Genomic DNA, 14,585 nt, shown 5'->3' on the forward strand with positions numbered 1-14,585 from the left:
GCAACGGCAAGGTGTCGCCATACGGGACGCGGTTGTCATCGAACGGTAACCGGTCTCCGGGAGGGGTCAGTCGCAGAGGGTCCGGGTCGCTTCCTTGCGGCTGAGCTCGTGGCCCGACGGCAGCGTGGCCGCGGTGTCGGTGAGCCAGGCGGCGAGGTCCGCTTCGGTCTGCTCGCGCTTCGTGTAGCGGGTGAGCATGTGGTAGCCCTCGGGGTAGAAGGCGAAGCGAATGGCGTCGTCGTCCGACAGGCGATCGAGCAGGACGCAGATGGCCGCCGGGGGAATGATATCATCCTCCCCGCCGTAGAGGACCAGCGCCGGGCTGGGGAGCGCCTCGGCGGCGGCCAGGGCGGCGTCCATGGCCTGCGTCACGCCGTAGAGGGTGTCGATGCGTGCATGGCGCAGGATCAGCGGGTCTTCGGCCATGCGCGCCTTGATCTCGGGGTCGTCGGTGGCCACGATGCCCAGGCGCTGGGTGGTGCGGGCGGAGAAGGTCATGCTGGGGAAGAGCCGCACGCCGAGCCTCAGGCCCAGCCGCTGGTACCAGGGCATGGTGTCGAAGCCCCACACCGCGGGTGAGATCAGCACGCTGCCGGCCACCGGTGGCGGGGCCTCGCCGGTCAGGCCGAGGATCGCCACGGCGGCGCCCAGGCTCTTGCCGATCAGGTAGAGCGGCGTCTCGGGATAGCGCTCGCGCAGCAGCTCGGCGACCAGGGTCACGTCTTCGGCCAGGCGCGCATGGCCCGGCCAGATGCCGCGCTGGTCGGTGGTGCCGAAACCGCGCTGGTCGTGGGCGTAGAGGGTGATGTCTTCCTGGGTCAGGGCCTCGGCGAGCACGGTGAAGCTGCCGCTGTGGTCGTTGAAGCCGTGGACGCCGAGCACGATCGCCCGGCGTTCGCCCTTGGCAGGCCAGTGGCGCAGCGGGAGCCGGTAGCCGTCGTCGGCGATCACCGTATCGCTGTCCAGCCGCGGTGCCTCGGCGCCGGGGCCCGATTCCTGGAATTGCGGGGTGGCGCAGGCGGTGAGCTGGGTGACAAGCAGGGTGGCGAGGAGAGCGGCGAGCAGCAGTGCCAAGGCGGCGAGCCCGCTCGCGCGTCGGGCGCGAAACCGCGGCCCGCGGCCCGACGCCTCACTGCTGCGGCGGAGCGTCATCGCCTCGGTCAGCATGGGCCGCCAGGCGCTCGAGAGCACGCTTGAGGCGCGGATCGTCGGTACCCTCGGCGCAGGCGGTCAGTTCGTCGCCGGCGGGGCCGGAAAGCTGCCGCGCCTGACGGGGCGGCGCCTTGACGGGGCGCACCGGGCGCACCTTGAGGGTAAAGCCGGTCACCGCGGCGAACCCCGGCAGCTGGTGCAGCAGCTCCAGCAGGCGCGGCTGCTCGTAGCGCAGCCAGGTGAGCCACACGGCACGGTCGGTGATCAGGGTGAGCCGGCCGTCGCGAAAGCCCCCCACGAAGAGGTGCTCGCCCACTTCCTGGGGCAGGTGACTGCGCAGGTGGTGCTGGGCCTGCTCGATCAGGCGTGCCGTGCGCATCAGCGGCGCCAGTTCGCCCTGGCCACCCAGCAGGCGTGACATGGGCTGTGCGCGTGAACGCTTAACCTTTATACTCATGTGCTTGCTTTCTCGGGGCAGACGCTCGATCGCGGGTTGCCGAATCCGCCGGGCGCTGGCCTGCGCCGCTGGCCGAGGCCGGCGGCAACATCTCCCGCGGCAGGGAGCCCGCTCGGCGCCCGGGACCTGCCAGAGCCTAGCACGCTGAGGAGTGCCTCGACATCATGGCCACCGACGCCCTGCCACACGCCAGTTTTGCTGAACGCCCGGCCCGACGTCGGGCGGCGTCGCGTTGGTGGCTGGCTGGGCTGTTGGTGGGTTGCCTGCTGCCGGTGGGGTTGACCAGCGTCGAGGCGCCACGCCTCACCGAGCGCATTGCTCAGATCTGTATCCTGGCGCCGGCCCTGATGCGCGTGCGCTGCCGCCGTGAGGCACGACGTCGCGCCTGGCTGCGCTGGCCCATGGCGCGCCCCGCCGATATCGCCGTGGCGGTACCGCGGATTGTGCCCGCAGTGCGCTGGGCAGCGGCCCTGGACGTGCTCACGCGTCGCGGTCCACCACGGTCTCGCTGACACATCGCTCGCTTCGAGACCCGCCGGCAGGGCGGCTCACGGCCAGTGCCGTGATGTCTGCCGCCGGCCCGTGCCTTTTGCAGACTGTGGACGATTCATGATCAATTCTCTGTTACGCAAGGTCGTCGGTTCCAAGAACGACCGTGAAATCAAGCGCATGCGCAAGCAGGTTGCGCAGATCAACGCCCTGGAGGGCGACTACGAGGCGCTCGACGATGCCGCGCTCAAGGCGCATACCGCCGCGTTCCGCGAGCGCCTGGAGGGCGGCGAGAGCCTCGACGCGCTCCTGCCGGAAGCCTTCGCCTCAGTGCGCGAGGCGAGCAAGCGCGTCATGGGCATGCGTCACTTCGACGTGCAGCTGATCGGCGGCATGACCCTCGACAGCGGGCGCATCGCCGAGATGAAGACCGGCGAGGGCAAGACCCTGGTGGCCACCCTCTCCGTCTACCTCAACGCCCTGCCGGGCAAGGGCGTCCACGTGGTTACGGTCAACGACTACCTGGCGCGGCGCGACGCCGAGTGGATGCGCCCGCTCTACGAGGTCCTGGGCCTCTCCGTGGGGGTCATCTACGCCGGCCAGAGCGCCGAGGAGAAGCGCGCCGCCTACGCCTGCGACATCACTTACGGCACCAACAACGAGTACGGCTTCGACTACCTGCGCGACAACATGGCCTTCTCGCTGGAGGACAAGGTGCAGCGGGACCTGCACTACGCCATCGTCGACGAGGTGGACTCCATCCTCATCGACGAGGCGCGCACGCCGCTGATCATCTCCGGCGCGGTGGACGAGAACACCGAGCTCTACAAGGTGGTGGATCGCCTGGCGGTGCATCTGGTCCCGGGGGAGGTGTCGGAAGATGCGGACGTGCCGGTCAGCGGTGACTTCACGCTCGACGAGAAGCACAAGCAGGTGGAAATCACCGAGGCGGGCCACAACAAGGTCGAGGAGTTGATGCGCGCCGAGGGCCTGCTCGGCGAGCACGACTCTCTCTACGCGGCCCAGAACCTCAACCTGCTGCAGCACATGCACTCGGCACTGCGTGCCCGCCACCTCTACCACCGCGACGTCGACTACATCATCAACGAGGGCCAGGTGGTGATCGTCGACGAGCACACCGGACGCACCATGCCGGGGCGCCGCTGGTCCGAGGGCCTGCACCAGGCGGTGGAAGCGAAGGAGGGCGTCACCGTGCAGCGCGAGAGCCAGACGCTCGCCTCCACCACCTTCCAGAACTACTTCCGCCTCTACGACAAGCTGGCCGGCATGACCGGCACTGCCGATACCGAGGCCTTCGAGTTCCGTCAGATCTACGGCCTCGACGTAGTGGTGATCCCCACCAACAAGCCGCTGATCCGCGAGGACTACAACGATCTGGTCTACCTCACCGCCGAGGAGAAGTTCGAGGCGATCATCGAGGACGTCAAGACGCAGACCGAGGCCGGCCGCCCGGTGCTGGTGGGTACCGCCTCCATCGAGACCTCCGAGTACCTCGCCGGGCTGATGAAGAAGGAAGGGCTCGGCTTCAACGTGCTCAATGCCAAGCAGCACCAGAGCGAGGCGCAGATCATCGCCCAGGCCGGGCGTCCGGGGGCGGTGACCATTGCCACCAACATGGCCGGCCGCGGGACCGACATCGTGCTGGGCGGCAACTGGGAGGCCGAGGCGGCCCAGCTGGACAACCCCACCGAGGAGCAGATCGAGGCGCTCAAGGCCGAATGGCAGCAGCGCCACGAGGCGGTGGTCGCCGCCGGTGGCCTGCACGTGGTCGGCTCGGAGCGCCACGAGTCGCGGCGCATCGACAACCAGCTGCGCGGCCGCGCCGGGCGCCAGGGCGACCCGGGCTCGACGCGCTTCTTCCTGTCGCTGGAAGACAGCCTGATGCGCCTGTTCGGCTCCGACCGCGTGCAGCGCATGATGAAGGCGCTGGGGCTCGAGCACGGCGAGGCCATCGAGCACAAGATGGTCTCCAACGCCGTGGAGCGCGCGCAGAAGAAGGTCGAGAGTCGCAACTTCGACATCCGCAAGCAGCTGCTCGAGTACGACGACGTGGCCAACGACCAGCGTCGCGTGATCTACGAGCAGCGCAACGAGATCCTTGCCGCCGAGGACGTCTCCGAGAACGTGCTGGGCATTCGCGAGGAGGTGCTCGACGCGGCGATCAGCGAGTTCGTGCCGCCCCAGAGCCTGCCCGAGCAGTGGGACCTGGCGGGGCTGCAGGATCACCTGAAGGCCGAGTTCAACCTCGAGGCGCCGGTGGTGGAGTGGTCCGAGCAGGACGAGCGCTTCCACGAGGAGCAGCTGCGCGAGCGGTTGCAGACGATGCACCGCGAGGCCTACGACGAGAAGGTGCAGCAGGCCGGCGAGGCGCTGATGCGCCGCTTCGAGAAGCAGGTGATGCTGCAGGTGCTCGACACCCGCTGGAAGGAGCACCTGCAGGCCATGGATCACCTGCGGCGCGGTATCCACCTGCGCGGCTACGCCCAAAAGAACCCCAAACAGGAGTACAAGCGCGAGGCTTTCGAGCTGTTCCAGACCCTGCTGACCAACATCAAGTCGGACATCACGCGCATTCTCAGCCACGTCCAGGTGCGCCAGCCCGAGGAGGTCGAGGCGCTGGAGAAGAAGCGTCGCGAGGCGCTGGAGCGCGAGAAGGCTGCCGCCGCCAGCCGCCACGAGGCGCCGGCGATGGCCACCGCCGGGGATGGTGACGACGACGAGCCGGCCCCGCTGCCACCCGGCGCCGACGGCCGCCCGGTGCGCCGCGAGGGGCCCAAGGTGGGGCGAAACGACCCCTGCCCGTGCGGCTCGGGGAAGAAGTTCAAGCAGTGCTGCGGCAAGCTGAGCTAATTGCTGCGCCGCCGTGGGTGGCACTTGAGTAAGGAGAGGACACGATGGCAGTGGGGGAATCACGCTTTCCGGCGATGCCGGCAATCGAAGGGCTGCGGCTGGGCACCGCCATGGCGGGCATCAAGAAGCCCGACCGGCGCGACCTGGTGGTGATCGAGGTACCCGAGGGCGCCCGGGTGGCGGGCACCTTCACGCGCAACGCCTTCTGCGCCGCACCGGTGACGGTGGCCCGCGATTACCTGGCGGCGTGCACGGCGCGTGATGCCGCGCCGCGCTTCCTGGTGATCAACACCGGCAACGCTAACGCCGGCACCGGCGAGACGGGGCTGCGCGACGCGCGCGACACCTGCGCGGAGCTGGCCCGGCTGGCCGGGGTCGAGGCAGACACCGTGCTGCCCTTCTCCACCGGGGTGATCGGCGAGCCGCTGCCCATGGAGCGCCTGCTCGGCGGCCTGCCGGCAGCGGTCGAGTCGCTGGACGACGACGCCGATGCGTGGCAGAAGGCGGGAGAGGGTATCCTCACCACCGATACCCGCCCCAAGGGCGCCAGCGTCACCTTGGAGATGGGCGATGCCACCGTGACGATCAACGGCATCGCCAAGGGCTCGGGGATGATCCAGCCCAACATGGCGACCATGCTCGCTTTCGTTGCCACGGATGCCGCCATCGAGCAGCCGCTGCTCGACTCGTTGTTGCGCGAGACCGTCGACCGCTCCTTCAACTGCATCACCGTGGACGGCGACACCTCGACCAACGATGCCTGCATGCTCATCGCCACCGGCCGCGGCGCCCGCGTCGCCGACGAGGAGGCGGTGGCGGTGTTCCGCAACGCTCTGCAGCGCGTGATGACCGAGCTGGCCCAGGCGATCATCCGCGACGGCGAGGGGGCGACCAAGTTCGTCACCCTGCAGGTCAACGAGGCGGCCAGTCGCGAGGAGGCCCTGGCCGTGGCCTTCACCGTGGCGCATTCGCCACTGGTGAAAACCGCACTCTACGCCTCGGATGCCAACTGGGGACGCATCCTCGCCGCCGTGGGGCGGGCGCCGGTGGCGGATTTCGACGTGGAGACGGTGGTCATCGACTTGGGTGACGTGCGGCTGGTGGAGAGTGGCGGGCGCGCGCCCGGCTATACCGAGGCGGCCGGCAGCACGGTGATGGCGCGCGAGGAGATCCCCATTCGCATCGCCCTGGGACGCGGCGCGGAGAGTGCCACCGTGTGGACCTCCGACCTGTCCCACGACTATGTAAGCATCAACGCCGACTACCGTAGCTGACGGCAGTCGCGGCAGACGAACGAGCCCACGCCACCGGCGGCGCGGGACCAGCGGGATAGAGGTAAATGAACGCAATGGTGAAGAGAAGGGTGCACGTGGCAGCGGCGGCCATCATCAGCGAGGACAGTCGCAAGGTGCTGTTGGCGCGACGGCCGTCCAACGTCGACCACGGCGGGATGTGGGAATTTCCCGGCGGCAAGCTGGCACCCTACGAGACGGGGCTCGAGGGCCTCAAGCGCGAGCTGCACGAAGAGCTCGGCGTGGAGATCCTGCGCGCCCAGCCGCTGATCCGCATCCATCACGAATATCCCGACAAGCACATCCTGCTGGACGTGTGGCAGGTGCACGCCTTCGCCGGCGAGCCCTTCGGTCGTGAGGGGCAGGCAGTGCGCTGGGTAGCCATGGAGGAACTGGTGGGCTACCCCTTCCCGGCCGCCAACCTGCCGATCCTGCGCGCGGTGATGCTGCCGACCGAGTACCTGATCACCGGCGAGGAGAGCGACGAGGCGCGCTTCGATGCCAGCCTGACCCGGGCGCTGACCGAGGATGGCGTGCGCCTGGTGCAGCTGCGCGCCAAGACCCTCGACGAAGCCGACTACCTGGCCCGCGCCGAGCGCGCGCTGGCGCTGTGCCATGAGCACGGGGCGCGGCTGCTGCTCAACGGCGAACCCGAGTGGCTGGAGAGCGTCGATGCCGACGGCATCCACCTCACCAGCGAGCGGCTGATGAAGCTGCAGCGTCGCCCCATTGCGGAGGCCAAGTGGCTCTCCGCCTCTACCCACGATCGCCGCCAGCTGGTGCAGGCGGGGCATATCGGCTGCGACTTCGTCACCCTCTCGCCACTGCGCACCACGCCCTCCCACCCCGAGGTGGCGCCCATGGGCTGGCACGACTTCCAGCAGCTCGTGGAGTGCGCCGCCATGCCGGTCTTCGCGCTGGGCGGCATGACCCGCTTCGACGCCAACCACGCCCGCGCCGTGGGCGCCCAGGGCATCGCCTCGATCCGCGATTTCTGGAAGTGACCGGCTTCGCCGGAGCTATAAGTTGGAAGCTTGAAGAGCGCCGCTTCGCGGCTGGAAGACACGGCTGCGCCGCTTGAAGGATAGAGTGAACGGCAGCGTGGGCAGGCTGGAGCGGAGGTCCGATGCCAGGGATGGCATCGGTAGCGTCCAAGGAAGGATTCACAGCGCCTCCGCGAAAGCCTGCCCCCGGTTTTGCCGTGAACGTTCGGCTTGTGTCTAGTCCCGGTAGCGTCGAGTCAGGTCGCCGTAGGCGTCGATGCGGCGATCGCGCAAATAGGGCCAGATGCGCCGGATCTCCTCGCCGCGCTCCATGTCGAGGGTCACCAACAGGCGTTCGGGTTCGTTGCCGGCGTGGGCCAGCAGCTCGCCCTGGGGGCCGCAGATGAAGCTGCCGCCCCAGAAGTTCACGCCCGGGCTCGCCCCGGAGGGATCCGCCTCGTGGCCGACCCGGTTGGCGACCAGCACCGGTACGCCGTTGGCCACGGCATGGCTGCGCTGGATCAGCGTCCAGGCATCCTTCTGGCGGGTCTTCTCCGGCTTGTCGTCCGGCGGGTGCCAGCCGATGGCGGTGGGGTAGAGCAGCAGCTCCGCGCCGGCCAGCGCCATCAGTCGCGCCGCCTCGGGGTACCACTGGTCCCAGCATACCAGCACGCCGAGGCGTCCCACCGAGGTGTCGATGGGCGTGAAGCCGTCGCCACGGCTGTCGTCGACGTCGCCCGGGGTGAAGTAGAACTTTTCAAAGAAGCCCGGATCGTCGGGGATGTGCATCTTGCGGTAGTGGCCGACCCGCCCGCGATCGCGGTCGTAGACCACGGCAGTGTTGTGGTAGAGCCCGGCGGCGCGGCGCTCGAACAGCGACCCCACCAGCACGATGTCGAGCTCCGCGGCCAGCGCGGCCAAGCGACGGCCGGAGGGGCCATCCAGCGGCTCGGCGAGGTCGAAGACCGCCGGATCCTCGGTCTGGCAGAAGTAGTGGGTGGCGTGGAGCTCCTGCAGCATCACCAGCTGGGCGCCGGCCGCGGCCAGCTCGCGCACGCCGGCTTCGCTCTCGGCCAGGCTCTTCTCCTTGTCGGGCCAGGCGGCCTGTTGCACCAGGCCCACCTTGAGGGTGCGGGTCATGGGGTCTCTCCTTCGGCTTGGGGGGCGTCGAGGGCCAGGCTGCCGGCCGGCAGCTGCATGGTCAGGCAGTGCAGGCTGCCGTGCTGGCGCAGCACGCTCGTGCATTCGATGGGCACGATGTCGCGGTCCGGAAAGGCCTCGCCCAAGGCGGCCAGGGCGCGGCTGTCGGCACCGTCGCCGTAGGTGGGGACCAGAACGGCGCCGTTGATGATCAGGAAGTTGGCGTAGGTGGCCGGCAGGCGGTGGCCATCCACCGGGTCGAAGCAGGGGCGCGGCCAGGGCAGGGGGATCAGCCGGTAGGGCGCGCCGTCGTGGCGGCGCAGCGCCTGGAGCTCGCGCTCCATCGCGGTGAATGCCGGATAGTGCGGATCGCTCTCATCGTCGCAGCGCACGTAGGCGATGGTCTGTGGGTCGACGAAGCGCGCCAGGGTGTCGATGTGACCGTCGGTATCGTCGCCCTCGAGGTGGCCGTGAGAGAGCCACAGTACCCGCTCGATGCCGAGCTCTTCTCCCAGCCGTGCCGCCAGGGCGTCGCGGTCGAGGTGCGGGTTGCGGTTGTTGTTGAGCAGGCACGACTCGGTGGTGAGCAGGGTTCCCTCGCCGTCGGTCTCCAGGGCGCCGCCTTCGAGCACCAGGTCCCGCGACGTCACCGGGCAGGCGAAGACCCCGGCATCGGCCAGGTGCCGCGTCAGGCTGTTGTCGCGGCTGGCCGGATACTTGCCGCCCCAGCCGGTGAAGACGTAGTCGAGCAGCACGAGTTCGCCGTCGCGCTCCACGCCCAGCGGGCCGTGGTCGCGGGCCCAGGTGTCGTCGGCCTCGAGCTCTAACAGATGCAGGCGGCCGGCGGCGACGCCCAGGTTGGCGAAGCGGGCGGCCAGGTGGGTCTTCGTGGCCGTGTCGGGCACGCTCACCAGCACGTGCTGGTAGCGCGTGATGGCCACCACCAGAGCCTCCAGCGTCGCCTCGACGCGCTCGAGCAGCGGCGCCCAGTCGCCGTCGGGGCTCGGCCAGGTGAGTTGCACGGCATCCTGGGGGTGCCATTCGGGAAGCAGGCGATTGGCCATGGGGCAGGACCCTTTTGGTCAGCGTCGAGGGTAGGGAAGCGGGCCGGCGAAATGTAGGGCCGCCGCGGCCATCTTGCAAGCATCGCGCAAGGCGTCCGCTCGGCAATGCAGCGCTGGACAAAAAACCGTACCATGAGCTCCCGCCGACAAGGAACGCCACCATGCTAGACCGCTTGCCTTTGCTGATCGGGTTGCGCTACGTGCGCGCCAAGCGCCGCAACCATTTCATCTCCTTTATCTCGCTGACCTCCATGCTGGGGCTGATGCTGGGCGTGGCCGTGCTGATCCTGGTGCTCTCGGTGATGAACGGCTTCGATCATGAGCTGCGCACCCGCATCCTGGGCATGGTGCCCCATGCCAAGATCGAGTCGCGCACCGGGCTGGTCGAGTGGGAAGCGCTCGCCGAACAGGTCATGGCGCGCGAGCGGGTGGTCGGCGCCGCGCCCTACGTCGAGCAGCAGGGCATGTTCGCGGTGGGCGGGCGCAACGAGGGGGCCATGGTCAACGGCATCGTGCCCGCCTGGGAGGCGCGCGTCTCCATCATCGGCGAGCACATGCGCCAGGGCAGCCTCGACGACCTCGAGGCCGGCGAGTGGAACGTGGTGCTGGGCTCGCTGCTCGCCCGCCGCCTGGGCGTCGGGGTCGGCGATCAGGTGACGCTGCTGGTGCCGGAGGCCTCGATCACCCCCGCGGGGGTCTTTCCGCGCCTCAAGCGCTTCACCGTGAGCGGCATCTTCAGCGTCGGCGCCGACCTGGACGGCAACCTCGCCTATGCCCATATCGAGGATATGCAGGCCCTGGCGCGGCTCGGCGACACCGTGGGGGGGCTGCGCCTGGAGCTCGACGACCTCTTCGTCGCGGGCAGCGTGACACGGGCCATCGTCAACGACCTGGGGCCCGACTTCCGCGGCCTCGACTGGACCTACTCCCACGGCAACCTCTTCCAGGCGATCCAGATGGAGAAGCGCATGATCGCGCTGCTGCTCACCGTGATCATCGCCGTGGCGGCCTTCAATATCGTCTCGACGCTGGTGATGGTGGTCACCGACAAGCACGCCGACATCGCCATCCTGCGCACCATCGGTGCCACGCCGCGCTCGATCATGGGCATTTTCATGGTCCAGGGCCTGGCCATCGGCGCCATCGGCATCGCCGTGGGGGTGGGGCTCGGTATCCTCCTGGCGCTGACCGTTGCCGACCTGATCGGCTGGGTGGAGACGGTGCTCGGCATCCAGTTCCTCGATGCCGGTGTGTACTTCATCAGTGACCTGCCGTCGCGCCTGCATTGGAACGACGTGGGTAACATCGTCGCCGCGGCCTTCGGCCTCACCTTCCTGTCGACCCTCTACCCGGCCTGGCGGGCGGCGCGGGTCCAGCCGGCCGAGGTACTTCGCTATGAATGATCCGGCCACCCTGAAGGAGAAGAACGCCATGGCCTCAGCTGCGAGCGGCGATGATCAGGCGACCGTGATGCTCGCCTGCCACGACCTGACGCGCGTCTATCGCGAGGGTCCCCAGGATGTCACCGTGCTCGACGGCCTCTCGCTCGAGGTGCGCGCCGGCGAGCGCGTGGCGGTGGTGGGCAGTTCCGGTTCCGGCAAGACCACCCTGCTCAACCTGCTGGGCGGGCTCGACAGCCCGACACGGGGCGAGGTACGCATTGCCGGCGAGTCGCTGCTGGATCTCGGCAGCGCCGAGCTGGGCCGCTTCCGCAACCGCCATATCGGCTTCGTCTACCAGTTCCACCACCTGCTGGCGGAGTTCACGGCGCTGGAGAATGCCGCGCTGCCGCTGATCGTGCGCGGGATGCGCAAGAAGGCCGCCGAGGCGCGGGCCCGTGAGCTGCTCGACAAGGTGGGTATGGCGCCGCGCGCCGACCACAAGCCCGGCGAGCTCTCCGGCGGCGAGCGTCAGCGGGTGGCCATCGCCCGGGCGCTGGTCACCGACCCGAGCCTGGTGCTGATGGACGAACCCACCGGCAACCTCGATCAGACCACCGCGGCGAGCATCCTGGCGTTGATGGACGAACTGGCGCGTACCACCGCCTGCGCCTTCGTGGTGGTGACCCACGACCCGGCGCTTGCGGCCCATCAGGATCGCGTGCTCAAGCTGGATGGGGGGCGCCTCGAGGAGCAAGCCTGAGGCGGCTCAACCCGCGTCGTCCGCCTCGCGCCGGCGTCGACGCCGATGGCGGCGTTTCCAGCTGCGCGACACCTGCCAGCGCCACGCCAGGCGGATCGCCACGTTGCCGGCCAGGGCGGCGGCACAGGCCATCAGTACCGAGCCCACGGCGAGCGCGGGCAGGATGTCGGCCATGCGCTCGGCGATCCAGCGGGTGGAGACCCGGGCGGGTGCTTCGCTCGCCCGCGTGCCCATCACCCAGGCCCCCACCCGGTAGTTGCCGTAGAAGATCAGCGGCATGGTGAGCGGATTGGTGATCCACACCAGCCCTACCGCCAGGGGTAGATTGCAGCGCGTCAGCCAGGCGCCGCAGGCGGCGAGCGCCATCTGGAAGGGGATTGGCAGCATGGCGCTGAACAGCCCCACCGAGAAGGCGTTGGCCACGCTGCGTCGCGACAGCACCCACAGCCTTGGATCGGCGGTGAGGCCGCCGAGCAAGCGCAGCGAGCGCTGGCGTCTGAGCGTCTCGGGATGGGGCATGTAGCGCTGTAGCAGTCGGCGCGGCATGGCGTCTCGGCTCGCGACTGACGGAATGCGCGTTATTATCCATGGATGACAAGGCCCTCGCCATGCGGTTGGCGGGGTCGCGAGGCTTCATCGCGTGACAGGGAGAGGCCGCGATGCACAAGGACGGAAGCGCCGTCCGGCCGAGGTGGGAGCCGGGCCTGGCAATGCCGGTGGCATTGGCAGCGCTGGCCGGCGTGGGGGCGGGCTGGTGGGCGCCGCCCGCGCTGTTCCCGGGGTGGGCGCTCGCCGCACTGATGCTTGGTGCGGCGGGTCGCTGGCGCGGCCTGGCGCTGGCCCTGGTGATGGCGGTGACGGCTCAGGGGGTGTTCTCGGCGAAGGCGGCCGAGCTGCCCCTCGGCCTGCTGCGCGAAGACCTGGCCGTCGAGGGGCGCCTGGAATCGGTGAGCCGCGAGGGGGAATTGACGCGCCTGACGCTGCGCGTTGAGGGCTGTCGACCCCTGGCCGCAGGGCGCCTGCCCTGCGACGCCCCGGGCCGCGTGCGGCTGAGCTACTACGACGCCCCTCCCATGCGGCCCGGCGAGCGCTGGGCGCTGACCGTTCGCCTGCGCCCGCCCGCTGGTTTCACCAACCCAGGCACCTTCGACTATGGCGCCTGGCTGTGGCGCGAGGGCATTCACGCCACCGGCTACGTGCGCCGCGACCCGCCGCCGTAGCGGCTCGCGGCGGCGGGTGTCTCGCTGCGCGAGCGCGCCCTGGCGCACCTGGAGGCGCAGCCGCTGTCGCCGCTCGCCACGCGCTGGCTGGCCGCGCTGACCCTGGGCGCCGACGAGCGCCTGACGCGTGACGACTGGGACCTCCTCAACGCCAGCGGGACCACCCACCTGATGGTCATCTCCGGCCTGCACGTGGGGCTGGTGGCGACCTTCGTTCTGCTGATGGGTCGCGGCGTGGCGCGTCTTGTAACGCCACGGCGCTGGCGTCTGGTCATCTGGCCCTGGTGGTTGGCCGGAGCGGCGGCGCTCGGTTACGCCAGCCTGGCGGGGCTCGAGCCACCGGCGCTGCGCGCCATGCTGATGACCCTGGTCGGGCTCTGGGTGGCCAGCGGCCGGCATGCCCCGGGACCCTGGCAGGGCTGGTGGCTGGCCCTGGGACTGGTGGTGATTGTCGATCCGCTGGCGGTGTGGCGCCCCGGGCTGTGGCTCTCCTTTCTGGCCGTGGCGCTGCTCATCCTCGTCTGGCAGGGGCGTTCGCGGCCGCGCGGCGTTTCCGGCTGGGTCGCGGCGCTGCTACGCACCCAACTGCTGCTCGCCCCGCTGATGGCCGCGGCGGTGCTGCTCGCCTTCGCCCGGCTGGCGCCGGCCGCGCCGCTGGTCAACCTGCTGGTGGTACCCCTGGTGAGCTCCCTGATGGTGCCCTTGGGGCTGATCGGTTGGCTGCTGCTGCCCATCCCGACGCTGTCGACTCTGGCCTGGCAGGGCTTCGATGGGCTGGCCCGGGGAGTGGCCGTGCTGCTCGACGCCGCCGTCGCCGGGCTGCCGCTGTGGTGGCCGGCCCCTGAGACGGTGCTGACCCTGGCACTGCTGCTGGGCGGCATCGCCGGGCTCTGGGCCTTGCCGGCGCTGGCCATGCGCCTGCGCCTTGCCGGTACGCTGCTGCTTTCGGTGACCCTGCTCGGCCTCGAGGCACCCGAGATTCCGCCGGGCACCCTGCGCGTGCGGGTGCAGGACGTGGGGCAGGGGCAGCTGGTCGAGCTGCGCAGCGCCAGCTACCGGCTGCTCTACGACACCGGTCCGCGCTTTGCGTCGGGCTTTGCGCCCATCGAGGCGCTGTGGCCCGCGGGTCAGCGTTTCGATACCGTGATCGTCAGCCATGCCGACCTCGATCATGCCGGCGGGGTCAGCCGCCTGGTCGAGCGGCATGCGGTCGGCGCCTATCTGGCACCCCTCGCCGAGGCGGTCGGCGTGCCGGTGCGACCCTGCCGGCGCGGCCAGCGCTGGGAGCGCGACGGCGTGCGCTACCGTGTGTTGTGGCCGCCGCCCCGCGCGGCCCACCTCTCCAGCAACGACCGTTCCTGCGTGCTGGAAGTCACCGCCGGCGACGAGCGCTTGCTGATCACCGGCGACGTGGGGCGCGAGATCGAACGTGCCTTTCTCGCCGAGGTGGACGACCCGGTCACACTGCTGGTGGCGGGCCACCACGGCAGCGCCACCAGTTCGGGGCCGCATCTGGTCCAATCCCTGGCCCCGCGCCATGCGCTGTTCAGCGCCGGGCGCCACAACGGCTACGGGCACCCCGCCGACGCGGTGGTCCGCCGCTTCCGGCGGGGAGGCAGCTGCCTGTGGAGCACGGCCCTGGATGGCGCGCTGACCGCCTGGCTGGGGCGGCCGGAGGGCGCCGCTGTGTCGGCCACGCGCTCGGCGGAGTGGCGGCACGGCGGTGTCGAAGGCCCCTGCCATGCGGTAGAATCGCCCCACTGAATGTGCCCGGC

Annotated in this window: 13 protein-coding genes; 8 read left to right on the forward strand and 5 right to left on the reverse strand. The window is 69.9% G+C overall.

Annotated features, from left to right (window positions below):
• Nucleotides 1–66: 66 nt before the first annotated feature.
• Both FEF15_RS10200 and FEF15_RS10205 read right to left on the reverse strand, forming a co-directional pair.
• A complete protein-coding gene (locus FEF15_RS10200) occupies nt 67–1,167 on the reverse strand; it encodes an alpha/beta fold hydrolase (protein WP_240454130.1) in 1,101 nt (366 codons plus the stop codon).
• Nucleotides 1,130–1,609, reverse strand: coding sequence for a DciA family protein (locus tag FEF15_RS10205; RefSeq protein WP_163559064.1), 480 nt, complete (start codon nt 1,607–1,609; stop codon nt 1,130–1,132). The genes FEF15_RS10200 and FEF15_RS10205 overlap by 38 nt, the downstream gene beginning before the upstream one ends.
• Nucleotides 1,610–1,773: 164 nt before the next feature.
• On the opposite strand from FEF15_RS10205, the gene FEF15_RS10210 reads away from it, so the two are divergent.
• The 4 genes from FEF15_RS10210 to FEF15_RS10225 all read left to right on the forward strand — a co-directional run bounded on the left by FEF15_RS10210 (nt 1,774) and on the right by FEF15_RS10225 (nt 7,265).
• A complete protein-coding gene (locus tag FEF15_RS10210) occupies nt 1,774–2,121 on the forward strand; it encodes a hypothetical protein (RefSeq protein ID WP_163559065.1) in 348 nt (115 codons plus the stop codon).
• 97 nt (nt 2,122–2,218) lie between these two features.
• Nucleotides 2,219–4,969 (forward strand): preprotein translocase subunit SecA, encoded by a 2,751-nt coding sequence (gene secA, locus FEF15_RS10215; protein ID WP_163559066.1) that lies wholly within the window; start codon nt 2,219–2,221, stop codon nt 4,967–4,969.
• A 44-nt stretch (nt 4,970–5,013) separates the two neighbouring features.
• Nucleotides 5,014–6,243 carry a bifunctional glutamate N-acetyltransferase/amino-acid acetyltransferase ArgJ gene (gene argJ, locus FEF15_RS10220; protein WP_163559067.1) on the forward strand — a complete coding sequence of 410 codons (1,230 nt, stop codon included), beginning with the start codon at nt 5,014–5,016 and terminating at the stop codon, nt 6,241–6,243.
• Nucleotides 6,244–6,317: 74 nt separating this feature from the next.
• The gene (locus FEF15_RS10225) at nt 6,318–7,265 is read left to right on the forward strand and encodes a Nudix family hydrolase (RefSeq protein ID WP_163559068.1); all 948 of its coding nucleotides are present in this window, start codon (nt 6,318–6,320) and stop codon (nt 7,263–7,265) included.
• A gap of 216 nt (nt 7,266–7,481) precedes the next feature.
• Here the strand turns inward: FEF15_RS10225 and FEF15_RS10230 are convergent, their stop codons facing one another.
• Both FEF15_RS10230 and FEF15_RS10235 read right to left on the reverse strand, forming a co-directional pair.
• Nucleotides 7,482–8,384: a carbon-nitrogen hydrolase gene (locus FEF15_RS10230; RefSeq protein ID WP_163559069.1), complete on the reverse strand. Its 903-nt coding sequence runs from the start codon at nt 8,382–8,384 to the stop codon at nt 7,482–7,484.
• A complete protein-coding gene (locus FEF15_RS10235) occupies nt 8,381–9,448 on the reverse strand; it encodes an agmatine deiminase family protein (RefSeq protein WP_163559070.1) in 1,068 nt (355 codons plus the stop codon). The genes FEF15_RS10230 and FEF15_RS10235 overlap by 4 nt, the downstream gene beginning before the upstream one ends.
• 161 nt (nt 9,449–9,609) lie before the next feature.
• Between FEF15_RS10235 and FEF15_RS10240 the strand changes: the two genes are divergently transcribed.
• Both FEF15_RS10240 and FEF15_RS10245 read left to right on the forward strand, forming a co-directional pair.
• Nucleotides 9,610–10,851, forward strand: coding sequence for a lipoprotein-releasing ABC transporter permease subunit (locus tag FEF15_RS10240; protein WP_163559071.1), 1,242 nt, complete (start codon nt 9,610–9,612; stop codon nt 10,849–10,851).
• Nucleotides 10,852–10,879: 28 nt separating this feature from the next.
• A complete protein-coding gene (locus FEF15_RS10245) occupies nt 10,880–11,590 on the forward strand; it encodes an ATP-binding cassette domain-containing protein (protein ID WP_163559101.1) in 711 nt (236 codons plus the stop codon).
• Nucleotides 11,591–11,596: 6 nt separating this feature from the next.
• Here the strand turns inward: FEF15_RS10245 and FEF15_RS10250 are convergent, their stop codons facing one another.
• Complete coding sequence (locus FEF15_RS10250; protein WP_163559072.1) at nt 11,597–12,136, reverse strand: DUF2062 domain-containing protein; 540 nt, start codon at nt 12,134–12,136, stop codon at nt 11,597–11,599.
• Between the two features lie 113 nt (nt 12,137–12,249).
• Between FEF15_RS10250 and FEF15_RS19400 the strand changes: the two genes are divergently transcribed.
• On the forward strand, nt 12,250–12,810 hold the full coding sequence (locus FEF15_RS19400) for a ComEC/Rec2 family competence protein (RefSeq protein ID WP_240454131.1): 561 nt from the start codon (nt 12,250–12,252) through the stop codon (nt 12,808–12,810).
• 24 nt (nt 12,811–12,834) lie between these two features.
• Complete coding sequence (locus FEF15_RS10255; protein ID WP_276208207.1) at nt 12,835–14,574, forward strand: DNA internalization-related competence protein ComEC/Rec2; 1,740 nt, start codon at nt 12,835–12,837, stop codon at nt 14,572–14,574.
• Nucleotides 14,575–14,585 lie beyond the last annotated feature (11 nt).

The organism is Halomonas sp. NO4 (assembly GCF_010994375.1).
GTDB lineage: Bacteria > Pseudomonadota > Gammaproteobacteria > Pseudomonadales > Halomonadaceae > Halomonas.